At 34.0% G+C, this 23807-nt stretch carries 22 protein-coding genes; 17 read left to right on the top strand and 5 right to left on the bottom strand.

All coding sequences use genetic code 11. The annotated features are described in order from the left end of the window. The first annotated feature begins 33 nt into the window (after positions 1-33). The 4 genes from F5ESL0237_RS06620 (at position 34) to F5ESL0237_RS06605 (ending at position 4318) form a co-directional block, all read left to right on the top strand. On the top strand, positions 34-1428 hold the full coding sequence (locus F5ESL0237_RS06620) for an MDR family MFS transporter (RefSeq protein WP_122024959.1): 1395 nt from the start codon (positions 34-36) through the stop codon (positions 1426-1428). 104 nt (positions 1429-1532) lie between these two features. Further along, a complete protein-coding gene (locus F5ESL0237_RS06615; protein ID WP_122024958.1) occupies positions 1533-3080 on the top strand; it encodes an ABC-F family ATP-binding cassette domain-containing protein in 1548 nt (515 codons plus the stop codon). Positions 3081-3087: 7 nt separating this feature from the next. Further along, entirely contained in the window at positions 3088-3864 is a 777-nt protein-coding gene (locus F5ESL0237_RS06610) for a threonine/serine exporter family protein (protein ID WP_122022231.1), read from the top strand. 1 nt (position 3865) lies between these two features. Then, positions 3866-4318, top strand: coding sequence for a threonine/serine exporter family protein (locus tag F5ESL0237_RS06605; RefSeq protein ID WP_122022230.1), 453 nt, complete (start codon positions 3866-3868; stop codon positions 4316-4318). A gap of 195 nt (positions 4319-4513) precedes the next feature. On the opposite strand, the gene F5ESL0237_RS06600 is transcribed toward F5ESL0237_RS06605, so the two are convergent. Next, on the bottom strand, positions 4514-5224 hold the full coding sequence (locus tag F5ESL0237_RS06600; RefSeq protein WP_122024957.1) for a C39 family peptidase: 711 nt from the start codon (positions 5222-5224) through the stop codon (positions 4514-4516). Between the two features lie 147 nt (positions 5225-5371). Further along, positions 5372-6949, bottom strand: a complete 1578-nt coding sequence (locus tag F5ESL0237_RS06595; RefSeq protein WP_122024956.1) for a multicopper oxidase family protein — start codon at positions 6947-6949, stop codon at positions 5372-5374. Between the two features lie 347 nt (positions 6950-7296). Between F5ESL0237_RS06595 and F5ESL0237_RS06590 the strand changes: the two genes are divergently transcribed. Then, a complete protein-coding gene (locus tag F5ESL0237_RS06590) occupies positions 7297-7833 on the top strand; it encodes a hypothetical protein (protein WP_122022227.1) in 537 nt (178 codons plus the stop codon). A 78-nt stretch (positions 7834-7911) separates the two neighbouring features. After that, complete coding sequence (locus F5ESL0237_RS06585; protein ID WP_122024955.1) at positions 7912-8532, top strand: LVIS_2131 family protein; 621 nt, start codon at positions 7912-7914, stop codon at positions 8530-8532. 43 nt (positions 8533-8575) lie between these two features. On the opposite strand, the gene F5ESL0237_RS06580 is transcribed toward F5ESL0237_RS06585, so the two are convergent. Both F5ESL0237_RS06580 and F5ESL0237_RS06575 read right to left on the bottom strand, forming a co-directional pair. Further along, entirely contained in the window at positions 8576-10075 is a 1500-nt protein-coding gene (locus F5ESL0237_RS06580; RefSeq protein WP_122024954.1) for an O-antigen ligase family protein, read from the bottom strand. Between the two features lie 86 nt (positions 10076-10161). Next, positions 10162-10479 (bottom strand): DUF2187 domain-containing protein, encoded by a 318-nt coding sequence (locus tag F5ESL0237_RS06575; protein ID WP_122022224.1) that lies wholly within the window; start codon positions 10477-10479, stop codon positions 10162-10164. Between the two features lie 94 nt (positions 10480-10573). Here F5ESL0237_RS06575 and F5ESL0237_RS06570 point away from each other — a divergent pair, with 94 nt between their 5' ends. The 4 genes from F5ESL0237_RS06570 to F5ESL0237_RS06555 all read left to right on the top strand — a co-directional run bounded on the left by F5ESL0237_RS06570 (position 10574) and on the right by F5ESL0237_RS06555 (position 13738). Next, positions 10574-11119 carry a guanylate kinase gene (locus tag F5ESL0237_RS06570; protein ID WP_122024953.1) on the top strand — a complete coding sequence of 182 codons (546 nt, stop codon included), beginning with the start codon at positions 10574-10576 and terminating at the stop codon, positions 11117-11119. Between the two features lie 149 nt (positions 11120-11268). Then, positions 11269-11754, top strand: a complete 486-nt coding sequence (locus tag F5ESL0237_RS06565) for a C40 family peptidase (protein ID WP_122022222.1) — start codon at positions 11269-11271, stop codon at positions 11752-11754. A gap of 211 nt (positions 11755-11965) precedes the next feature. Beyond that, entirely contained in the window at positions 11966-12691 is a 726-nt protein-coding gene (locus tag F5ESL0237_RS06560) for a C40 family peptidase (RefSeq protein ID WP_122024952.1), read from the top strand. 198 nt (positions 12692-12889) lie between these two features. Then, on the top strand, positions 12890-13738 hold the full coding sequence (locus F5ESL0237_RS06555) for a C40 family peptidase (RefSeq protein WP_122022220.1): 849 nt from the start codon (positions 12890-12892) through the stop codon (positions 13736-13738). Between the two features lie 159 nt (positions 13739-13897). Here F5ESL0237_RS06555 and hflX read toward each other — a convergent pair whose 3' ends face one another. Next, positions 13898-15163, bottom strand: a complete 1266-nt coding sequence (hflX, locus tag F5ESL0237_RS06550; protein WP_122024951.1) for a GTPase HflX — start codon at positions 15161-15163, stop codon at positions 13898-13900. Between the two features lie 403 nt (positions 15164-15566). Here hflX and F5ESL0237_RS06545 point away from each other — a divergent pair, with 403 nt between their 5' ends. The 7 genes from F5ESL0237_RS06545 to F5ESL0237_RS06515 all read left to right on the top strand — a co-directional run bounded on the left by F5ESL0237_RS06545 (position 15567) and on the right by F5ESL0237_RS06515 (position 23798). Further along, entirely contained in the window at positions 15567-16019 is a 453-nt protein-coding gene (locus tag F5ESL0237_RS06545; protein WP_122022218.1) for a PTS sugar transporter subunit IIA, read from the top strand. A 27-nt stretch (positions 16020-16046) separates the two neighbouring features. Next, positions 16047-17447 (top strand): PTS galactitol transporter subunit IIC, encoded by a 1401-nt coding sequence (locus F5ESL0237_RS06540; protein ID WP_122022217.1) that lies wholly within the window; start codon positions 16047-16049, stop codon positions 17445-17447. Between the two features lie 18 nt (positions 17448-17465). Continuing rightward, entirely contained in the window at positions 17466-17756 is a 291-nt protein-coding gene (locus F5ESL0237_RS06535) for a PTS sugar transporter subunit IIB (RefSeq protein ID WP_122022216.1), read from the top strand. A gap of 49 nt (positions 17757-17805) precedes the next feature. Further along, positions 17806-19914, top strand: coding sequence for a BglG family transcription antiterminator (locus F5ESL0237_RS06530; protein ID WP_122024950.1), 2109 nt, complete (start codon positions 17806-17808; stop codon positions 19912-19914). Between the two features lie 184 nt (positions 19915-20098). Then, a complete protein-coding gene (locus F5ESL0237_RS06525; RefSeq protein WP_122024949.1) occupies positions 20099-21529 on the top strand; it encodes an MFS transporter in 1431 nt (476 codons plus the stop codon). A 488-nt stretch (positions 21530-22017) separates the two neighbouring features. Continuing rightward, on the top strand, positions 22018-22584 hold the full coding sequence (locus F5ESL0237_RS06520) for an aldose epimerase (RefSeq protein ID WP_122022213.1): 567 nt from the start codon (positions 22018-22020) through the stop codon (positions 22582-22584). 104 nt (positions 22585-22688) lie between these two features. Beyond that, positions 22689-23798, top strand: coding sequence for an LCP family protein (locus F5ESL0237_RS06515; protein WP_122024948.1), 1110 nt, complete (start codon positions 22689-22691; stop codon positions 23796-23798). Positions 23799-23807 lie beyond the last annotated feature (9 nt).

Genomic DNA, 23807 nt, shown 5'->3' with positions numbered 1-23807 from the left:
AAAAGTGTAGTTTGCTACACTAAAGAGGGAATTATGAAACAAAATTTTAAAAAAATATCAAAAAGTAGTCGTAATTCAATGATGATTGTGCTTTTATTTGGTTCATTTGTAGCATTATTAGCTGAAACTTTCCTTAATAATGCAATACCTACAATCATGAATTCATTAAATGTTAGTCAAACAACAGCTCAGTGGTTAACTACTGCATATTTGTTAGTTGTTGGTCTAATGATACCTATTTCTGCTTGGATTTTTGAATCATTTCAATTGAAAAGTAATTATTTAACAATGATGTCAATTTTTTTAATTGGTTCGTTAATTTGTTTAATAGCTCCAAACTTTGAATGTTTATTGTTGGGACGTTTGATTGAGGCGGTAGCCGCTGGTAGTTTAATGCCATTTACGCAAAATGTAATTTTACTTTTGTTTCCTAAAGAGCAACGCGGAATGGCAATGGGAATTACGGGTTTAGTAATTGGGTTTGGTCCAGCAATTGGTCCAACCATTTCTGGTTTGATTCTAAAATATTTTAGTTGGCGTATGTTGTTTTTGACATTAAGTATTGCTAGCCTACTAGTCATGGTTGCGGCAATTTCGGTAGTGAAAAATATTACCATTCCAAAAAGTAGAGCAACGGATTTTGTTTCTTTTGTTGAATCAATAATTGGATTTGGGTTGACACTGTATACTCTCTCAGAGGTTGGTAATACTGGTAAGGTTACACCAATATTATTAGTATTATTCGGCTTAGGCATAGTTATACTTGCTTTATTTGTCCATCGTCAATTAAATTTAGTACAACCATTATTAGATGTTCGAGTGTTTAAAAATTGGCAATTCGATTTATGTACCTTGTTAAGTACATGTAGCAATATTGCAATGGTAGCCGTGGAACTCTTATTGCCACTATATTTGCAAACCATACGAGCTGAAAGTGCCTTAACTTCTGGATTGGTTCTTATGCCAGGAGCAATTATAATGATGATTTGCAATCCTATTGCTGGTAGTTTATATGATAAATTAGGAGTTAAAAAAATTTCATTATTTGGTTTCACAATGCTTATTTTAGGAACCCTACCAATGCTTTTTTTCAATGCGCAAACTAATCTATTAAATATTAGCATATGTTATGCAATCAGGATGATAGGAATTTCATTTACGATGATGAATACTTTTACTGCTGGAATTAATCTAGTAAAACCAAATTTGACAGCACATGCTAATGCTGCTGCTTCTACCTTACGTCAAATTGGGGGTTCATTTGGGACAGCAATTGCTATGCTAATAGTATCACTTACTGCTAATAGCTCAACTAATAAGACAGTGGCACTTGCTAATGGATTTCATGCAGCATTTATTTTGCTAACTTGCCTAGCTTTTGTAGGAATGGCGTGTTCGCTTTTTTTACCGCAAAACAAGAAGTACTAATAAAAGTTTCCTAGAAATTGTCTAATCTTTTATCAAAAACAAGCTAAAAAATCGACTTTATTATATACTAAAGCAAGTGTGTTTTTAATTGAGGGAGATGGACGATGAGCTTGTTGACAGTTAGTAATTTAGGCCAGCACTTTGTAGATAAGACACTATATGAAAATGCCAATTTTGTGTTAAACAAAGAGGATCATTTGGGCGTTACTGGTCAAAACGGGGTTGGTAAATCAACCTTAATTAAAATTTTAACCGGCGAAATTTTACCAGATGAAGGGCAGGTTAAATGGCAGAATCGGGTGAGTGTAGGTTATCTTGATCAATATGCTAAATTGACGCCTGGGGTCACAATTCGGGCTTTTTTGCAGACAGCTTTTACGGCACTTTATCAAAAAGAAAACGAATTAAATGATTTATATGTTCAGTATGGAGAAAGCGGTGATAATAACCTGCTAGAAAGAGCAGGTAAAGTACAAACTTATCTAGAAGAACATAATTTTTATGGCATTGACACTGAAATAGAACGCGTTGCCTCGGGTCTAGGCTTAGCTGAATTAGGTTATGACCATGATGTATCTGAATTATCGGGTGGACAACGTTCGAAGATCATTTTGGCTAAATTACTACTACAAGCCCCGGATGTTTTAGTCTTAGATGAACCAACTAATTATTTAGATGTTTCACATATTGACTGGTTGGTGAATTACTTGAATGAATTTGCAGGTGCTTTTATTGTAGTCAGTCATGATTATGATTTTTTGGGACGCATTGCTAACTGCATTATTGATATTGATTTAGGTACTATTACTCGCTATACGGGAACGCTAAAGCAAGCTATGAAGCAAAAGGCAGCGAATCGAGAAACTTATCTGAAAGCTTACACTAATCAGCAACGCAAGATTGCTAAGACTGCGGCTTATATTCGCAAAAATAAGGCTGGAACAAGAGCTAAAAGTGCTAAGTCACGAGAAAGGCAATTAGCTAAGCTAGAAGTTCTTAATCCACCTAAGGGTAATCGGCACGTCCAATTTGAATTTCCTTATGTGGCCACCGCGGCTAATTTGCTTTTACAAACACAAGATTTAGTAATTGGTTATGATCGACCGCTTGTAAAACAGGCTTTTAACTTTTCGCTTGGTGGCAATGAAAAAGTAGCAATTACTGGCTTTAATGGCATTGGTAAATCAACTTTGCTAAAAACTTTGTTAGGGAAGTTACCTGCGATTTCAGGGCATTTTGAAATTTCAGTAGCTACTAAAATAGCTTATTTTAAGCAAGATTTAACTTGGCCAAACAATAATATGACGCCACTACAATATTTACAAGAAGAATTTGAACAGCAAAAACCTAAAGAATTACGTGGTGCTTTAGCTAGGCTAGGCGTAACTGCTCAGCAGGCAATGAACCCATTGAAAAAATTATCTGGTGGGGAACAAGAAAAAGTCAAATTAGCTAAGATGCAGTTTGAACCGGCTAATTTACTTTTCTTAGATGAGCCAACAAATCATTTAGATCGTGATGCAAAAGATGCCTTGAGACAAGCTATTATTAGGTTTTCTGGTGCTGTAATTATTGTCAGCCATGAACGTGACTTTTTCCAAGGCGACTGGATTGATAAGACAATTGATATTGAAACGATGAATAAACTTTGAGGGGAAAATGGGCAACGAAAATGAAAAACTTTTTTATCAGGATTTATTGGATACTTGCTTAAAAGTAGGCGAACTGATGATTGAAGGCGGCAGTGAAATGTATCGTGTCGAGGATACAATGATTAGGATTGCCAAAAGTGCAGGTGAAACTGATCCCCGCGTTTTTATTGTTCCAACTGGAATTTTTATGAGTTTAGATCGTGGTAATTATTGTCAAACAATCCAAATTCATGAACGTAATATTAATCTTGAACTAGTCGATCGGATTAATTCATTATCCCGTTCCTTTGCAAATCAAGAGCTTACTTTAAAGCAGGTACGACAGGAAGTTAATAAAATTGCCCAAGGTGGCTATCCCACTTTTCCTTTATGGTTGCAAGTACTTAGTGCTGCAATTGCAAGTGCTACATTAATGGTAATGTTTATGGATAATTATGATTGGATTGATTTCCCAGCAGCTGCAGTTGTTGGTGCACTTGGTTTTATTTCTTTTTATTATTTTAAGCACTATACTAAAATTAAATTTTTATCAGAATTAGTGGCAGCTATTGTTATGACAGCTGTTGCTGTAGGGTTAGTCCATTTGTTTCCACAGATGATAATAGATAATATTTTAACAGGGGCGATAATGCCATTAGTACCTGGACTTGCACTGACTAATGCTTTGCGTGATCTTTTTAAAGGAGATTTACTTTCGGGAATGGTTAAGATATGTGAGGCAGGGATAACCGCTTTTGCTTTGGGTGGTGGCGTCGGCATTGTTTTGAAATTTTTGGGAGCGTAAAATGCCTTTCTGGTTAGAAATAGTTATTAATATTATTTTTGCTTACCTTACTTCTCTTGGCTTTGCAATTATTAACAATGTGCCTAGAAGAGTGCTCAATCTAGCAGGAATTAGTGGGATTATTTGTTGGTTAATTTATTGGCTAGCGATGCAAGCTAACATGGGCCGCTTGCTGGCAAATTTATTCGGCTCGTTTGCCGTGGGTATTTTAGGAATTATTTTTGCGCGGAAGAAAAAATGTCCAGCAACTGTTTTTTATATTCCAGCAATTGTGCCACTAGTTCCAGGAGTGCCAGCCTATCAGGCAGTGCGTGAATTGACAGCTGGCAATCTTAATGGTGCCAGTGATGCAATTTTGCGGGTAATTATTGTGACAGGGGCGATAGCCTTAGGAATGTTGTTATCTAATATGTGTGTCGAAATCTTTTTTAGAATAAAAAAGATTTACAAATAAGTAAATGTTGCCTATAATAATCTTTGCGAGTCGACAAAGCGCAATTGCGCCTTTTAGATAAGAGGACACCCGCCTTTAATGGCAGACACGGGAAGTGTTGGTGATTGACTAACCTGATGTGAACAGAAGTGGTCACCTATTTTAACAATAGGCCTTAAGTAAAAAGAGCAGTTTCTTAAGTGAATCTGCTCTTTTTTAGTTGATATATAAAGCTTGTTTGCCTTGTTGATTAAAGCTTCTTTCTAAACTAGGCCAAGACACAGGCTTATTTTGATAGCCAAATGGATCGTTAACATAGACGATTTGTTTATCCTTGTTATAGCCTGTAATTACACAGGCATGAGAGGAAGGTGTTACATGGACAGGCCCCTGGGCCGTTACCCAAGTTTGCATGTCAGTAACACGGTTAAAATTAGTAGTCGTGATAATTAATACAGGATGTCCTTGTGAAACTAACCGCAGAACTTGAATGAAATCATGACCGGTAAAATTGACTATGCGATTTGTATATATCTGACCAACTTGTTCTAAGGGTTCATTATAAACGCACCAGCCAGCATTGGCTTGACTCATGTAGCCGACAAAGCCAACATGTGGGTTGCCGCGGTAGCGTCCATCTTGGGAGAAGGAAGATACATGTTTGATTTTTTCGGATAAATCTAATTTGGAGACTTTAATGTCATAATAGCGTAAAAGCATCGCTAATGACGTGACTTCACACCCGTTGGGTAAATCGGGATATTGATTTTCGAGCGGAACCATTAATTTTTGTTCTGATTTAATTGTTAACCAATCATATTTGTCTTTGATTTGATTAAAATTGTGTCCAATAAAAACTATCCCTAGGCTAATAAGGGTAAGTGCGAGGTATGTTAAATATTTAGTAAGCTGTTTTTTTCTATTCATGAAGCTATTTATAGCATGAAAGTAGCAGAAGCGCAAAATTAGAAGAATTAATTTAATAAATATTAGAAAATATTATTTTGCTCTAGTTAGAGATAATATAAAAACGCCAGGATAAATTCCTGACGTTTTTGTATTAATTAAAATTAATTAGTGGTGACTTGCACCTGAAAATGCATCCATAGTATGATCTTCACCTTTAACAGCCATACCTTCAGTATCCATACCTGGGCAATAGACTTCATCCATTGGAATACCCTTTTCTTCGGCAAAAGCCTTGGTTAAGGTTTCCATATCCATTAAGTGATATTTTTTATCAGGATCTTTTGGATCAACAATTTGAATTTGGGCCATCATACCAGCATCTTCGTGTTCAATGATATGGCAATGGTACATGAAGACACCAGTATTTTGGAAGTAAACCTTCAGCCGAACCGTTTCTTGTGGCGCAACTTCAACAGTATCCTTGTATACACCTTGTTCGTTTGGATAAGGTGCTTCGCCATTACGTGAGACAACTAAGAAGTGCGCTCCATGAATATGGAAGGGGTGTAGCATCCCATGAGTGGTATCATTGGTATTAGTTACATCCCAGTACTCAGCATTCATTAATTCCTGCTTTAAATCAATTCTTTGCATTGAGAATAACTTACCATTGATCATGTTATGGTTGTCCATTGTAACATGGGGAACGGGTGAGTTAGGATTAACAACTGGATCATATGGCTTGAACAAGGTGTCAGGAATTACGCTATCATCTTTTTCATAGCTGTGAATTCTAAACTCAACTAACTTAAAGTCATCAGTGTAAAGATTAACCACATCGCCTTCTTTATAGTCGCTAAAATCAACAACTACTTGTTGGCGCTCGCCTGGCCCGATTAAAACTTTAGTCATTTTAACTGGATGCTCTAAGAATGAGTCATCACCACCAATTTGGGTCATTACTAAGTTATCACTAAAGTGTAAGCGCCATTCACGACGGTTAGACCCACCTAAGAAAATTAAACGAACTTTCTGAGTAGTGACATCAACATAAGGGCGGACCACACCGTTAATAACAGGTGTATCTCCGAAGATACCCATTGCATTATAATCAGCTTTATAGTCAAATTGATTATCTTCATGGAAGATACGATCCTGCAAGATAATTGGAAATTCATCTTTGCCGTAGGTTTTAGGAATTGGCAACTGAGCTTCGTTAGCATCAGTAACGACCACACCCATAGCTAGTCCCATCCAAACTTGTGAAGCAGTTGATGGACATGGATGAGCATGTAGCCAAGTGAGTGCTGCAGGTTGGTTAACGACAAAGTCAATATGTTTTTCTTCACCTGGATATACAGGGGAGTGACAAGCACCATCATTACCAGGACCAGATACTTCCATACCATGCCAGTGGTAGGTGGTTAACTCTGGGAGACTATTTTTCAATGTTACGTGAACATGTTGCCCCTTAGTCAATACCATTGTTTTACCAAGAACTGGGAAGTTATAGCCCCAAGTATGGGTTTTTTTACCAGGTAAAAATTGGAAATCACCTTCTTGAGATTCAATGGTATACCAAACATCATTGTACTCTTGTTTATCTGGTTCCAAAACTGGTGGAACAATTAATGGTTGTGCTTCAACACCTTCTGGAATATGAAGTTCTTTGTAGCCCATACCATGATTTTTATCAAAATCTTTTGAATTATAAAAATAATCTGTGTAAACTTTATCTGACATGTTTGTCTACCTTTCAATTAAAAAATTTAGCTAAATTTTTTGATATATACTAAATTTACTCTTTGTGAAAACGCTTGTAAAGCATGGGGCTTTATATTTTTTCAGCTGTTTTATTATATGCAACTTTTAAGTAATAGTAAACGGAAAAGTGTTATTTTTTTAGCCTGATAGCCCTGTGTCAATACTACAAATAGCATAATATGAATTTAGAAAAGGTTGAAAAAAATTATATTTTTTAAAAAAATGTTTTTTAAAAATAATCTTAAAAGCAATCAAAAAAAATTGTTTTTGAACTAAAATTTGAGTATCGTATATAGGACTAATATAGAAATAAAGGAATTTGTAATTTGAAAATTAACTTAACAGATTTAACTGAAAAAATTGAGCAAGAGGACTATTTACAGGATTTAGAGACGGTTAAATATGCCGATATTAGTAAATCCAAGAGTAAAATAAAAATTATTGCTTCTAAAATGATTAAAGAAACGGTAGCTGCTATTAAGCACGATTCATTGAGTCGTATTGCAGTTGAAGTAACTGGACAGCGACCAGTGACATTTGCTTTAGAAATTAATATTATCAATTTGCCATATAGTAATTACAAAAAAATTGCCAACTTTTTTGAAGAGGATAAGTCTTATCCAGTTTTTGTTTATTTTGAAACTAAGTCGGAATTTTTAAACGTATCGGGTTTTAGGATTGACCAATTAGCCACTGAAAAAGAAATGCAGGAAACTGAACCTGAGCTAATTGAGCGATTAACAGACTTGATGGTCGAAAAGATTAAACAAGTTAGAGAATATAAAAAACCGGCTACGGCCGTTAAGAAAACGATTAAGACAAGTAAAAGTAAGGCAGAAAATAAAGCTAAGAAGATTGATTGAGCAGTTACAAGTTTGATTGAGATGACTATCCAAAAGCAATTTTTTACAATATAATTAAGATATTACGGGAGGTCGATCATGTTTAGCTGGAATTTACTTGGTGTTTTACTATGGGTAATCATTATTCTGTATTTATTTTTTGTGGTTCAAAATATTCGTAAGCGCCATATTACGATGATTATAAAAAAACACCAGCAATTCAGCTGGTTAAATTTAGCTATTGATTTTTTAGAAGTAGCCATTTTGTTGGTAGGTGCGTTATGGCTTTTCGGAAGGACTGTATTAGACAATCCTGATTTAGAAGATACTAGTAAAATTGCTGCAACCGTTATTTATGAGCCATTAATCATGAATACTGGCTCAGGTAATTCTAGTTATGTTGTGATTGACTCTAAAAAGAAAAGAATTGGTACACAGACTTATACTTATTATCGTAATGGCAAGCAAGCTAAAGTTTCAAGTGATTTTGCAACTGTAGTTTACGGTAAAAGTCCGTTAGACATTAACGCAGCTAAAATTCCTTATAGTGAACAGGAATTGCGCAAAATGGATCAAAAATTTCAGCATGCTTATGTTGCTATTTATACAGCAAAATATAAGAAAGATTGGCAAAATGGAATTGGCTTGCATGCGGGTCATGTAGCAACTAGATATTATTTAATCAGAATTCCCGATGCTTCGTTTATTAAGCAAAAATAATTTTAACAAAATGATGGTTAATTAGACCATCATTTTTGTATTGTTACTTTTTTAGACAGACTAATAAGTTACCCTCAATAAAGGCTAAAATAAAACTGGCAGTTAAAAAGTCAAGTACATTGCCAGAGGAAAATGCAGCCAAAAGGACGAAAGCACTAGCAACAAGCAGTGAACTGATTAAGTAAGTACGAGTTGACTTATTTAGGCACCATCTATAAGCTGCATAAAATAAAATTAATAAATAAGGGCCGACAAACAAGAGCATTCCAATCCAACCTAAAGAATAGATTTGAGCTACAAAGTCGCGCTCCAGATTAAAAATATTGTTCTCACGCACATAAGAAATGCCAAGGAACTTATCCCAATGGTTATTATTAGTTTTAACAACTTGTTTAAGCATGGCTTGCTCAATATGGCGATTTCCCATGCGATTTTGACCTGGTTCGCGCATAATTGCTAACCAAAATTCAGGGTCAGATTGATACGGATAACTTTTAAAAACAAATTTGGGATTAAGAGCATATGCTTGATAATTGTGTTGGATAAATTCACATAAAAATTCTGCTCGCTTTTTGCCAGTGGGATATTTTTTTAATCCTTGATTTAATTTGTGATTTTCAATTGTTAAATCATGGTCAGATTGTTTTGCTAAATAAATTTCATAATTGTAACGTTGTACAGCTGGACCAATAGCTGTTAGCCCCAGTGAACTTAAACCAATAAAAATAGCAATTAATAAGGCCCAATTACCGTTTTTGACATCTTTAATCACATATTTATGAAATAAGAATAAAAGTAAACAAATGCTAAGTCCACCAATTAGACCAATGGCAGCTACCTTAGTACCAATTTCAACCATAGCTAAGGCATGAATGCTAGTCAGAAAAACAGTGTGCCAACTGCAAGAGGTAAACATATAGTAGAGCATTAAAGGTAATAACATGAACAGTACTGCCGAAATCATATTGGTAAAATTAAAGAAGCCTTTTGATGCAATATGTGAATAACCAATATTTTGGTTAGTAAACCAGGAAAGGATATTAGCACTGATTGTGCCTGTTTCGTAAGATTTCAAGGAAATCACAAATAGATTAGAGATTACGATTGTACCAGAAAAAAGACCGGAAATACCTTCAATTACTTGTTGCAATTGCTTTTGTGTAAATTTTACTTCTTTGGTTAAATATAAAACAATTAAAGGTAAAACCATTCTAATTAAATAAAAAATTTCGCTACTAGTCGAATAGCCATAATCACTTAAACTTATGCTAATGAAATCACGGACGTGATATAAGTGCAACGCAGAATAAATCATTAATAGTAGCAAATAAACTAATAGCAGTTTTTCTTTTGTCAATTTTTGCCAAGACCTTTTTTGGCTAAAAAAAAGGGCGATTAATGTACCGACTACCAAAATGCGAATAATGGTTGGTAAGGTAAAGGGGAAAATATTAGCTAATTGTCCATGATAAAACCAATAAAGATCTAAAAAAGGTTGGCTTAAGATAAACCAAAATAAAATAGTTCTTGTTTTTTCTTTCACTTTTTTTCTCCATAATTATTATTTTGCTTAAAGTAAAATAGTTAAAAAAAGAGTAGTGGGGTAAGCACTACTTTTATAAAGTATATCTATTTATTTTTGTCAATGGGATTTTCGATGTTATTGAGGTCACTTTTAGCAATTTTTTCAATCTTAACGTCACTTTTAGCTAAAGCTTGAATTTCTTTAATTTTACGCTTGGGTGCACTCTTGAGATTTTTAAAATTAACAACAATTTTTTTGTTGAGGTCACTAACTGCCGTTTTATCAGCTTTATCGTAGTCGATAATTGATAACAGGGCAGAATTTTCATAAATTTTTTCAACCTTACCCAAAAAGGGTTTAGTAAGTTCTTCTTCAGATTTTGCACTTAAAATATCATCTAATTTTATATCTGTCTTTTTCATGATGAGTTTTACTTCCTCTCTTACCCATGTTTAATTATAATAGAAAGATACTAATATAAAAATAAACTGTTTTCAAGTAGAGGGAGCCTGGATTATGCGAAAATTAATTTTAATAGCTGGCCCGAGTGGTGCAGGAAAAACAACGATTTCAGAATATCTGCTAGAAAAATTCTGCATTCCACGGGTGGTTACGCACACAACTAGGCCCAAACGTCCAGAAGAAATTGTAAATCAATCTTATCATTTTGAAACTAATACTAGTTTTGAAAAATTACATTTTTTTGAGCATACTAGATATGGATCTTACCAATATGGCTCAAGTAGAGAAGCTCTTGATAAAGCTTGGGAAAAAAGTGAGATAGTATCTCTGATTGTGGATATAAGCGGAGTCGAAGCGTATATTAATGCAATCAGAGGGCAGGTATATTTTTTGTATGTAACTGCAAGTACTAAGAAAGAATTACAGCAGCGACTATTAAGACGGGGCGACAATTTAGCTAAAATTAAAGAAAGACTTAGTGGTAGTGAATTAAACCCCTTACCACAAAATTTGCAAAAAGATGCTCATATTTTAGTTAATGATAATTGGATTGAAACAGAAAGAAAATTGACAGCAATCATCCGTCATTTACAAGGCTAAATGAGTAAATGTTTCAAAAGGAGTTTTTTTAACAACTAAATCTTATAGTTTTGTAGCTCATTTGACATGTATATGTAATATTTAATGGTTAAGATAGAGAAAGTTGATTTAGAAGTTATGAAATATTTGTTTGAGAAAAGGAACTAATTTTGAAATACGGACGTAAGTACTTAATTAAATTAATTGCATTAATAGTATTATTTTTTACAGGCTTGACCACTGCGACAGCAGTAAATGCGACTACTGATGATGTTAGTGCCAGCACAATAACCAAGAGTCGCAATAAAATAGCGAAGCTTGCTAAAAAACAAGTGGGTAAGAGTTATGTATTTGGCGCTACTGGTCCGTCTGCCTTTGATTGCTCGGGGCTAGTTCAATATGTCTACAAAAAGGCGGGCAATACTGTTTTACCTAGAACAACATATTCACAGGTAAGTTTAGGCAGAAAAGTTTCAATGAAGAAACTAAAAAAGGGAGACTTACTTTTCTGGGGTTCAACAGTTGCTCCATACCATGTAGCTATTTATGTAGGTGACAATCAGTTTGTTCATGCGGCCACTCCTGACCAAGGTGTCAGACAACAACCACTCAGTACTTACTTTTATCCTTCCGCTGCAAAACGAGTACTGGAATAATTAAAGTTCTTAGTTCAACGATATTTCTAAAAAATAAATAAAACAAAAACTCTCAGGGAAAATTTAGCTTCTGAGGGCTTTTTTACTTACTGGTATCATGTTTGTAATTGTTTTGTAATATTTTGCGAGTAAAATTACCATCAATAAGACGAGGTAGAGCTAAAATTATTTTGTTTATCGACTTTACTTAAAGTATAGGGGGAATCTGATTTTGAAGGTTAAGAGTAATTTAATAAAATTTACTACTGCTGCAGTTTTGACTATTACAGGAATTAGTATTACTAATGCTACTAATGTTAAAACAACTGCGACTCAGGTTGAAGCTGCAACCAAAAAAGTCAAGATTAACTATATTCCTGGTTATAGTGTAAATGTTTGGGATAACTATGAGAACCCTGATTTTACCGGCAAGAGACTTAAGCACGGGAAGACTGTAAATGTCATCAGTGATGCAGTCGATGCGGCTGGACAAACCTGGTACCAAATTGGGGAAAACCAGTGGATTCAGGCATGCTATACTAAAAAATTAAAGAAAAAAGTTGGTAAAGGAATCGCAACAGCTTATGTACAGGCTTCTTCGCAAGGGGAAAGGGTTGCTGATTTAGCTAAAGCTGCAGTTGGTAAGGCATACGTGTGGGGAAGTAATGGCCCTGACGCGTTTGACTGCTCTGGTTTAGCGCAATATGTTTATAGTAAGGCTGGCAAGGAAATTAGTCGTACAACCTATTCTCAAGTTAAACAAGGTAAGCAAGTTTCAATGCAAAATCTAAAGCCAGGTGATCTTTTATTTTGGGGTTCAGCAAGTGCTCCATATCATGTGGCAATTTATGTTGGTAATAATCAGTTTGTTCATGCGGCAACTCCTACACAAGGCGTTGTTAAAGAAAATTTAAGTTCTTACTTCTATCCTTCAGTTGCTAAGCGCGTGCTTGACTAAAAATAAAATAATAAAAAAACACTTAAAATAATTTTTTAAGTGTTTTTTAGTGCTAATTCAAAAATTAGATAACATGATCTCTAAAATTTTTGTTATCATTTAAGTAAGTAGACTTGATTAAATAGCTGAAGCAATTAAAATAAAGTCTAATGTTATTTTTTTAATCATTTTCATGCTATTAAAGGAGAATTGACTTGAATGAAGCGTAATTTTTGGAAAATGGGACTGGCAACTACACTAACTATGGCTGGAGTAACTGTAGTTGCACCACTTAAGTCGGTCAATGCTACAACTATGAAAGCCCCAATTAAACGTGTTCAAATTAATTATTTACCTGGTAAGGGCGTAAAAATTTGGACTAATTATGAAGGTGGACAATTAATTACTTTTCGTGCCAAAAATAATAGTAAATGGAATGTTGCAGAAATAGCAATCGATCGTAAAGATCGTCTGTGGTATAAAATTGGCGAAAATGAGTGGATTGAAGCACGTTATACGATAGATCTTGAAAAAGAAAAGCCAAATAATAAAAAACAATTACATCTACTGACAGATAAAGTAAGTAAAGGAATCAAAAACCATAAAAAAACAAAAGGACAAAAAGTTGAGCAGCAGTTAGTGGTACCTACCAACAAGCCAAAAAATAATCGTGGGCTAAATACACAGAACATGGTCAATGCAGCGCAACGAATACAAGCAGTAGTTGATATGGCTAAAGCTAAAGTCGGCAAAGGTTATGTGTGGGGTGGTAACGGTCCGAATAATTTTGATTGTTCTGGGTTAGTCCAGTATATTTATAATCAAGTTGGTGGAGTTAAGTTACCCCGTGTTACAACAGATCAAGTAAAAGTTGGCAGTACAGTTTCAATGGATAAGCTTAAGCCAGGAGATTTACTTTATTGGGGTGCGGTCAATGCCCCATATCATATAGGTATATATATAGGTAATAATCAATTTATTCATGCCGCAACCCCTGAGCAAGGAGTAGTTCAACAAGTGCTTAGTTCATATTTTTATCCATGTGTGGCTAAGCGGGTAATTTTTTAATTGCCTAAAAATTACTAAATTTAGTTATCTTAAAATTGAATATGTAATTTATCGTTTAAATAGAATGTCTGTCTTAATTTAGACTGTTTTCTAAATCTCTAGCGAGTAAAGAAGAACCAATTACTGCTTAAATAGGAATTGGTTCTTCTGTGTAAAATTTTAAATTATATATTTTTTAAATTGTAAACTTTTATCTGGTGTTAAACGAGCATGTAAGTGGACCCCATCAGATTGGTACTCTTCGTCAATTATTTGTGTTTGCTCGTGAAGCTGGGCCAATATTTTACCAGCAGTTAAGGGTATAAGTAATTCTACTTTTTGGTATGCTGCAAAGAGATGTTGAGTAATTAATTGAGCTAAGACAGTAATAGAAGCTTGACTAGTGGCGGCATATAAAAGATTATCCCCTTCAATTTGTGGATAGTCACGTTCAGTTTTATCTGCTTTATTATAAGCAGTAATCATAGGTGTATCTTTTATACCAATCTCGGCTAAGACCGCTTGTGTAGTATGAATCGTTTGTAGCATGTTGGGATCAGTGGCATCGACAACGTTGATTAAGAGATCAGCATCCTTTACTTCCTGCAATGTTGCCTTAAAGGACTCAATTAAATTATGTGGTAATTTTGAGATAAATCCCACTGTATCTGAAAGAATAAAACTAAAATTATTATTTAATTGAATTCGGCGTACGCTAGTGTCTAAAGTTGCAAAAAGCATATTTTTAACAAAAACTTGCTTAGCTTCATTTTCTTGGGAAAATTTTGTAAGTAAACCGTTCATTGTAGTAGATTTACCTGCATTAGTGTAGCCGACTAATGCCACTTTAGGAATTTGGTTTTGATTACGGCGTTTAGCCTTTATCGCTTCTTGCTTTGTAACATGCTCTAGTTCGCGCTTAATAGCCGCAATCTGTTTACCAATAGTTCTTCTATTTAATTCTAATTTGGATTCACCTGCACCACGATTGGCCAAACTACCACCACGTTGTTGATCTAAATTGTTTTCTGATGGATGCAATCGGGGCAATTCGTATTGTAGCTGAGCCAGTTTAACTTGCAATTGAGCTTGTTTAGTCCGCGCCCTACTCGCAAAAATTTCAAGTATCAGTTCTGTCCGGTCAATGACCCGCAATTTTGTTAATTTTTCTAAATTACGGATTTGCATAGGTGACAGTTCATCATTTAGTATTAACACTTGTGCTTTCAAACCATGGGCTATGTTTTTAATTTCATTAATTTTTCCAATACCTAAATAAGTACTTGTGACTACTTGAGTAGCATTTTGGCGTACTTGACCAACCACATCTAAATTGGCAGCTGTGGCTAAATTAGCGAGCTCAGTCATATAATAATCAAAATTGGGATCATTTAAATTGACGCCAGCGAGAAATGTTTTGATTGGTTGAGGGATATTATTAATCATTTAAGCCTCTTATCCTTTCTTTAAAAATTTAATTGGTAATTGCATCGCTATTGTTCAACTTAAATTAGCCACATGATTACATCTTCTTTCTATAAATTATTTTAATTGTAATACAAAAGGCTAGGTTTACCAAAATGGAATATTTGGTTGTTATTATTAATTTTGATTAATAAAGTCTCTTTTGTAATCGCTAAAAATCATGATAAATAAAGCACATCTTTAGTGATGTGTTTTATTTATTTAAAACTAGTTAGTAACTCTCTTTAGCGTGATTTTAACCTTTAACGTGCACATAAGCATAATTTAATTGGTGCAGTAATTGCACTGGAATTTAATGGTAACAGTTACTTATATAATAACTATGTAAGTGCTTAAATTATAAAATAAAGAAAGGAGTGAATAAATGAAAATTTTAGAACCAGACTTGGTTTTTGCCCATGTAAAAGCAACTAGTAGTGATGAAATTATTCATTATTTAGCACAGAAACTAGAAAATAAGGGTAAAGTTAAGATTTCTTTTGAACAAGCAGTTAAAGAGCGAGAGCTACTTCACCCTACTGGCCTGCCTAGCGGTGAAATCGCAGTAGCAATCCCCCATACAGATGTTGATTATGTTAATGAAGCAGCTATTACATTTGCTACTTTGGCTCAACCGATAGAATTTCATAATATGGCAATAACAGATGAGATTTTAAGGGTTCAAATTGTAGTAATGTTGGCATTAAAAAATCCACATAGTCAAGTAGAAATGTTACAAAAATTAATGGCCTTGTTTCAAGATCAAAAACTATTAAAACAACTTAAGGGCATCACTAGTAATCAAAAACTGTATCAGGTCATTTCTGAACATATTTAGATAAAATTTATTTTGGGAGGAATTATTGTGAAACCGATAATTGATTTCATTATGTATATTGTTGGCTTAGGTCCAACTGTTTTAATTCCAATTATTATGCTGATTTTTGGCCTATGTGTCCGTGTACCATTTACTAAAGCACTCCGAGGTGGATTAATGGTCGGAATCGGTTTTATTGGATTAAACGCAACTGTTTCAATTTTAACTGATGTTATGAATCCAGCAATTAAGAATATGATTCAAGTTATGCATTTGAATTTACAAGTAATTGATGTTGGTTGGCCATCAGCATCAGCGATTGCCTATGGTACGGCAGTAGGTGTAAGTATGATTCCGCTAGGAATTGCAATTAACGTTTTAATGTTAGTAACTAAGACCACATCAACGATTGATGTTGATATTTGGGACTTTTGGCATTTTGCCTTTAGTGGCTCATTAGTTTATGCCTTAACTAAAGATATTGTGCTCAGTTTATTTTTAGCCAGTGTAAATATGATTGTCATTATGGTTACTGCGGATAGAACTGCGCCGCTTTCAGAGAAATATTTAGGATTACCAGGAATTTCAATTCCACATGCTTATGCAGGTTCATTTGTACCTATTGCGGTTATTCTTAACTGGGTGATGGATAAGATTCCTGGTGTTAATAAGATTCATATGGATGCTAAAGATTTTAATAAAAAGTTTGGCTCGTGGGGTGAGCCGACGCTCCTAGGATTTGCTATTGGGATTATTATTGGAATTTTGGCATATGGGTTTATTCCAGGCATCACTGTGGCTACGAAGCTAGGGAAGATAATGCTGATGGGAGTTACTTTGTCTGCAGTAATGATCATTACGCCCAAAATGGCTGCTTTACTTTTGCAGGGAGTAGTTCCAGTTTCCGATGCAATTCAATCTTTTATTCAAAAAAAGTTTTCTGGCAAAAGAAAAATTTATATCGGAATGGATACTGCTGTGGGAATTGGTAGTCCTGTTGTGTTAGCTTGTGCTACTTTGATGATTCCGGTAGCATTATTATTTGCTTTTATTTTACCAGGTAATAAATTCTTACCCACAATTGGTTTAGTCGGCTTTGTCTTTATGTTTCCATTAATTGTTTCAATCACTCATGGTGATTTCTTTAGGTCATTTATTATTGGTGCAGTTAATGTGGTTTTAGGATTATGGATAGGCACGGATTTGGCACCATTGGTTACTAGCAGCGCAAGGGCAGCTCATTTTACTATTCCTAAAGGATCATCCTTAATTTCAAGTATTGATTATGGCTCTAATCCATATCCGTGGCTAATTGTGCAAGTAGCTCCATATAAGTTAATTGCATATGCAGTTGGGTTGCTTTTGATTATTGGCCTTTGTTGGTGGAATAGAACAAAGATTATTGCAGAAGAAAAGCGTAGAGAAGTTGCTATTCAAGATAAAAAGTAAAATTAAGGAGAATATATTATGAAAAAAATTTTAGTTGCCTGTGGAGCTGGGGTAGTTACAAGTACGTCGGCAATGAATAAGTTACAAGAAGAATTAGCTAATCGAGGAATTTCTGCAGCTGAATATACTTTAGGTCAGTCTTCTGTGGCCCAAGTCGAATCATTGGCTAATGACTACGACCTAGTGATTACCACAACTCAATATGATAATGAGGCTATCCATACACCAGTAATTAATGGCTTACCATTGTTAACAAATATTGGTGTTGAAAATGTCATCGATGAAGTAGTTAACAAATTGGGTCTTTAGTTTTATTTTGTCAAATTGCTAAGATACTAAAATTTGAAGGGTGATTAACATGATGACAAGCAATTCTGCCAGTTCCGTTAAGGCAAAAAGGCTATTAAATTATTTGGTTAAATCCCCTAGTTTTGTAAGTTTAAAAGAAATTTTAGAAACTTTTAGTATTTCGCGGCGAACAGCTTTTAATTGGTTAAAATTAATTAATCAAACTTTGCGTCAAAATAATTTAGACGAAATCATTAACGTTCCTAAATATGGTTATAAAATTACTAATCAGACAAAAAAGAAATTGTTGGCTGATACGGGGATAATAGAGACCATATCTAGGTATAGTCAAATTAAAAGTGTCAACGCCGCTGATCGACAAATAATGATTGTTTTGATGCTAATCGGGGAAAACAAATATTGCTCAATTAATGTATTGGCAAGAAAATTTTCCTGCTCACGTAATACAATCATTAAGGATTTTAAAGCACTTAATGAGCGTTTTCCGCAACTCGAAATCGCTAGTTCTAGATTCGGGCATCGAATTATTAGTGATGAGTCGACAATACGAAGAGTAATATACGAATTACTGCTTTATCAAAATAAGCTGGTTTTTAAGTTTATCAAACATTTGGATTTTTCAATTACTGAAGCTAAGACAATAATTAGTACTGCGCAAAAGCAGTTAGAAATGACTTTTTCGGAAAATTCTATTGAACAGTTAGCATATTTGTTAACTTTTACAAGATGGCGGATTGAGCATGGATTATGTGTTTCTAGCACAGCAGACTTAGAGTGGATAAAAATTAATACAACCAATGTTTTATTTACCTGTGAAAAAATATTACAATCACTAATTGGAAAAAAGTTGCCTAGAGGTGAAATAGTTTTTCTTAGTAAATTTATTTTGTGTTCACAAGCTACTAAAGTTAATTGTGTTAAGGCTGATTTATACCATAATTTAGATAGTATTGCCCAAGAAATTATTTTTCGTTATGAGCAATTAACAGAGCAAAAAATTTCTTATAAATTATTTACTCAAGTTTTATGTAACCATTTGTATGCCACCTTTTTCCGAGTGAAGTTTGATTTACCATTTTCTTCAAATGAAGTAGATGAAATCAAACGGCAGTATCCAGAATTGGTTAAATTTACGGCAGTTGCATGTGCACCACTTGAACAATTCTTACATAAAAAATTACCAAGCAATGAAGTTGCTTTAATATACTTGTATTTTGGATCAGTTAGCCATAAAAATTATCAAGATTTTTCAGATATGGACAAGTTGCAACGAGCAGCACTAGCAGATGTTTTAGTTGTTTGCTCTAGTGGAATAGGTACATCTGCTATGCTTTATCAAGAACTCAGTAAAATGTATCCATTGATAAAATTTTCTTTACCACTAGAAATTCGTGATTTACCGCAAATTTTTAAGCGGTCTTATCAAGCAAAATTAATTATTAGTACGGCTAATTTAACTGATACCGTATATCCTATTCCAGTTGTAAATGTTAGGGCTGTTTTGACCAAGCATGATCAAAGTGCGATTGAAAAATTATTACGCCAAAAAATCCCACGTAAAATTGAGCATAATGAAAGTGCTGTTAATAGTTTAGTCTCTATCATCAATGAGTATGCAGATGTTAAAGATGAAAATGGCTTAAGAATGAGCTTAGATCGCTTTATTTTTCCAAAAAATCAAAAATCTGTTCATTATAATTTACCAACTTTAAGTAACCTGTTATCTGCAAATCATATCAAGTTTTTACATAATAATGATGATTGGAATTGGCAGGACGTGCTGCATTTTGGATGTGAGATCTTAGAGCAAGACGGAATTATCGATGAATATTATTGCGAAAAGATTATACATTTAATTCAGCAATATGGACCGTATATGCTGATAGCTAATAATATCTTTTTAGCACATGCTGCACCTGATACTAGTAGTAAAAAAGCAGGTATAGTGTTAATTTTACTAGATCATCCTTTAGTAATAGAAGCTTGTCAACAAAAAGAAATCGTGACCTGTATGTTTGTCCTATCACCAGGAATGAAACGTGAACATGAGAAGGCTTTGGAACAACTAGTCGATATAGTTAGGGATAAGGAAAATGTTTTGCGCTTGCTTAAAGCTAAATCTATTCGAGAAGTACGACAAATTTTATTATGCTTTTAAATAAAATAGTAGTTAAAAAGTATTAATTTAGCTTACTGTTAATTGGACTAACAAATATTAAAAAGAATGCGGCCACGGAAATAAGGTGGTCGCTTTTGATTAGTTTGCATTAGTGAAAATAAAGTGTATAATTTAATCTTATAAGGTACCTAACCAAAATTAAAAACTAAGGAGACTGGTAGAAATGACGGAAACTTTAAGTTACCAAAATGATCAAAAAGTACAAAAAAATCGCTGGTGGATATTAGTAGCTGTAGGTCTTTTTACTTTTATGTCTACGCTTGACGGAACAATTGTCAATATTGCTTTGCCAGTAATTAGCAACGACTTACATATACCAATGAGTCAAGCAGAATGGGTTGCTTCACTTTATTTAATCGTTGTTTGTAGTTTTATTTTGTTTTTCGGTAAGTTAAGTGATCTTCACGGAAAAATTAAAATTTTTCGTTTTGGAGCAATTTTTTTTATTGCTGGATCTTTGCTGTCAGGAATTAAAGTAAGTCTATTATTCTTACTTGTAGCAAGAGCTCTCCAAGCAATCGGGGCTGCAATGACTATGGCCACTAATAATGGTATTATTACGGAGATCTTTCCTGCAACGGAACGCGGCAAAGCACTAGGAACAATAGGATCTTTTGTTGCTCTAGGATCAATTGCGGGTCCAGGCTTAGGCGGACTTATTTTAAGTAAGCTATCATGGTCATATATTTTTTGGCTGAATGTTCCGGTTGGGGTTGTTGCTGCACTAATAGGTGCAATTTACCTTCCTAAGGATATTACCTTCACTACTTCAAGCCTTGATAAAATGGGGTCATTTAGCTTTGCCTTGGGAATGATTACGTTGTTTGGGGGCATTTTCTTAGGACAACAATTTGGCTTTACGTCTTTACCAGTTTTAGCAATGCTATTAGTTGGTGTTATTAGCTTTATATGGTTTGTTTCAATTGAAAACCACGCTGAAAATCCATTATTACAATTTAAGTTGTTTAAAAATCCTGATTTTTCAGTAAGTTTATTATGTGCACTTTTAGTTTTTATTACTAACTTCTTTTTTAATGTAGTTACTCCATTTTATTTGGAGAATGCGCGTCATTTAGCGCCAAGTCAAACAGGCTATATTTTGATGATTTTACCAATAGTTCAATTTTTTGCGGCTCCAGTTGCTGGTGCACTTTCTGATAAAATGAATCCAAAATTGTTAACTTTCATTGGTCTAGTTCTTTTATTAGTTAGTCAAATTTGTTACTCACTATGTAATCTTAATTCCTCGATTTGGTTATTTGTTGGTAGCATTGCAATTATGGGACTAGGAAGTGGTATTTTTACTTCACCTAATAATTCATTAGTAATGAGTTCAGTTGAGCAAAAAGATTTAGGAATTGCTGGCAGTATTAATTCACTTTCACGAAATTTGGGGATGGTAATTGGAATATCGAGTGCAACTACTGTTCTTTTTGCAGCAATGAGTCATGCTAAGGGCGCACGAGTAACGGCCTATTTACCGAAACAACCCGAAATTTTTATTTATGGCATGCATGTTGTTTTCATTATTTCGATGATTATCTGTTTAGTAACTGTAATTTTAAGCGGTTGGCGTTTGTTTAGAAAAGATTAAATTAAAAATATTATATTTATTTAAAGCACTACAATTTGATGTTAATTTATCTCATGTTTTGAGATAATAGAGATTAATTGTGGTGTTTTTATTTGAAATATTATCTTGTGTTTTGATTAATTATTTGTATTTCTCAAACAGCAATAGTAACTATAAAATGTAAACTTATTAGTGATAAAAAAATTAGTGATTGCTTGGGAAATTATAAGCAAAAAAACACCCCTATTATAGGGGTGCTCTTTTTATTAACTTGTTCCAAAAACTGATTTTTATAATTCTCGGGAACAATGTTATTATAATATATTAGAACTGATTTTGCTAATATTTTATTCTATTTATATAAAATATTTTCTTTGATAATAATAATTTTTTATTATTGTATCATTGTTATTTTGTCATAGTGAAGCTAGGGTACTCGTTTCCCATGATTGACATCAAGCCTAGTTAAGTGATATTTTTTTGTATGAGAAGAAAGTTTGGAGTAAGCTATGCAAATAATTGAAAGTTCGATTTTGCGTATTGCAATCGATGAAAAAAGGGCAAGGTTAGTTAATCTTATATCTCAAAATGATCAAATCGATTATTTTAAAGATGATGATCTGCAAAGGAACCTGATAGTTGATTTTACTGGCGAAAATCAAAATGAAAATTTAGCAGAACTTCTACCTTGGACAATTGTTGATAAAGGTGATTCAAGGATAAGTCTGGCTTTGATTGATGACAATTCAAGTTATAAGAAATTTCCTTATCATTTTGAGGTAATTTTAACTTATACTGTTGAAGGCAATCGGGTTGATATTAAATATTACTTGAAAAACAATTCCCATAAAACTATGCCATTTTCTTTGTCTTTAGCAGTTGATATACCTGCTGGTTGGGCAAAAGTAGAAAAGGTAAATGAAGTTATTTTAAGCAAGAATGCTGTTAAATTACAGTGTATCTCGTCTAGTCTTGCCTTAGCAGTAAAAAACAATCAAATTGTTGCTGCCATGAAACAAGCAGAATTAGAAAAAGATCATGGTGAAGAATTTGGTCTATCATTGTTATTAACGTAAACAATTTAATGTTTTTAATAAGATATCAGAGTCAAGCCGACAACGGCTTGTTTTTTTTGCTATAATATATCCATTGTATAATTAAATTGGGTAAGTAAAGAAATATGAATCACAATCATAATCATCCACGCAAAAGTCGGGTTGAAAGACATGCAAAGGATTACAAAAAAAGGCGATATGCCTTAATTTTACTCCTTAGCATCATTGTTTTTGTAATTGTAGCGTATTCGGCCTATCTCTATTTTCGAACTAAAAAGGCTGTTGATAGTACTTATGATAATAGTGCCCATGTGCAAATTAAGCATGGAGAATTTAATGGGAAGAATCGATTTGCAATTTTATTGATGGGTACGGATACCGGAGCTTTGGATCGAACTGATGAGGTGGGTAATACTGATACTATTATTGTTGCAGTAGTTAATCCAAAAAAGAAGCAATATACTTTAATGTCTGTACCACGAGATACAATGGCACAGATGATTGGTACACCAAACTTTCAGGTAGAAAAAATTAATGCTGCCTATTCGATTGGTGGCGCCAAAATGGCAATGGCTAGTGTTTCTAAGCTAATTAATGTGCCAATTAAATATTATGCTTTAGTTAATATGAAAGGAATCATGCGCTTAATACGTTATGTTGGTGGCATCAAATTGAAGCCACTGCTTAGCTTTGAGTATGGCGGATATGCTTTTAAGAAGGGACAGTTAACCCATATGGGTGGCGGTGGTGCTTTAGCATATTCGCGAATGAGGTATGATGACCCAGAAGGAGATTATGGTCGCCAGAAACGCCAACGACAAGTAATTACGACACTTATAGAAAAAACAGTTTCACCTAGTACTTTGACAAAGCTTGATTCAGTGTTAACTTCAGTTTCAGGTAATGTTAAAACAAATCTTCCTTTTGATGCTCTGCAGCAAATTGCACTTAACTATCGCAGTTCGACTAAGAAGGCGCAAAATGATTATCTTCATGGTCATAATGCCACAATTCACGATGCTTCTTATCAAGTCCAATCAACTGAGGAATTACAGCGAGTTTCGGATTGTTTGCGCCAGGAATTGGGTTTAAAGGCTAAATTGATTGATAATAATGAGACTTATCAGAACAAACGTAATAAAGAGCGCGGCTTTGACTTTAATGATCCTGAAAATCAAGTTTATACTATATTTCAGGATTATCAGGATCAAATACAGGAAGAAGGTGATAATTAATGATATTTA

It is taken from the genome of Lactobacillus sp. ESL0237 (genome assembly GCF_003692985.1).
Classification (GTDB): Bacteria; Bacillota; Bacilli; order Lactobacillales; family Lactobacillaceae; genus Lactobacillus; species Lactobacillus bombicola.
This window is presented reverse-complemented; position numbering and strand designations above follow the sequence as displayed.

Bases quoted from the DNA above. Each gene is read 5' to 3' on its own strand.
- F5ESL0237_RS06620 (WP_122024959.1), top strand. From the start codon at position 34: ATGAAACAAAATTTTAAAAAAATATCAAAAAGTAGTCGTAATTCAATG.
- F5ESL0237_RS06615 (WP_122024958.1), top strand. From the start codon at position 1,533: ATGAGCTTGTTGACAGTTAGTAATTTAGGCCAGCACTTTGTAGATAAG.
- F5ESL0237_RS06610 (WP_122022231.1), top strand. From the start codon at position 3,088: ATGGGCAACGAAAATGAAAAACTTTTTTATCAGGATTTATTGGATACT.
- F5ESL0237_RS06605 (WP_122022230.1), top strand. From the start codon at position 3,866: ATGCCTTTCTGGTTAGAAATAGTTATTAATATTATTTTTGCTTACCTT.
- F5ESL0237_RS06600 (WP_122024957.1), bottom strand. From the start codon at position 5,224: ATGAATAGAAAAAAACAGCTTACTAAATATTTAACATACCTCGCACTT.
- F5ESL0237_RS06595 (WP_122024956.1), bottom strand. From the start codon at position 6,949: ATGTCAGATAAAGTTTACACAGATTATTTTTATAATTCAAAAGATTTT.
- F5ESL0237_RS06585 (WP_122024955.1), top strand. From the start codon at position 7,912: ATGTTTAGCTGGAATTTACTTGGTGTTTTACTATGGGTAATCATTATT.
- F5ESL0237_RS06575 (WP_122022224.1), bottom strand. From the start codon at position 10,479: ATGAAAAAGACAGATATAAAATTAGATGATATTTTAAGTGCAAAATCT.
- F5ESL0237_RS06570 (WP_122024953.1), top strand. From the start codon at position 10,574: ATGCGAAAATTAATTTTAATAGCTGGCCCGAGTGGTGCAGGAAAAACA.
- F5ESL0237_RS06555 (WP_122022220.1), top strand. From the start codon at position 12,890: ATGAAGCGTAATTTTTGGAAAATGGGACTGGCAACTACACTAACTATG.
- hflX (WP_122024951.1), bottom strand. From the start codon at position 15,163: ATGATTAATAATATCCCTCAACCAATCAAAACATTTCTCGCTGGCGTC.
- F5ESL0237_RS06545 (WP_122022218.1), top strand. From the start codon at position 15,567: ATGAAAATTTTAGAACCAGACTTGGTTTTTGCCCATGTAAAAGCAACT.
- F5ESL0237_RS06535 (WP_122022216.1), top strand. From the start codon at position 17,466: ATGAAAAAAATTTTAGTTGCCTGTGGAGCTGGGGTAGTTACAAGTACG.
- F5ESL0237_RS06530 (WP_122024950.1), top strand. From the start codon at position 17,806: ATGATGACAAGCAATTCTGCCAGTTCCGTTAAGGCAAAAAGGCTATTA.
- F5ESL0237_RS06525 (WP_122024949.1), top strand. From the start codon at position 20,099: ATGACGGAAACTTTAAGTTACCAAAATGATCAAAAAGTACAAAAAAAT.
- F5ESL0237_RS06520 (WP_122022213.1), top strand. From the start codon at position 22,018: ATGCAAATAATTGAAAGTTCGATTTTGCGTATTGCAATCGATGAAAAA.
- F5ESL0237_RS06515 (WP_122024948.1), top strand. From the start codon at position 22,689: ATGAATCACAATCATAATCATCCACGCAAAAGTCGGGTTGAAAGACAT.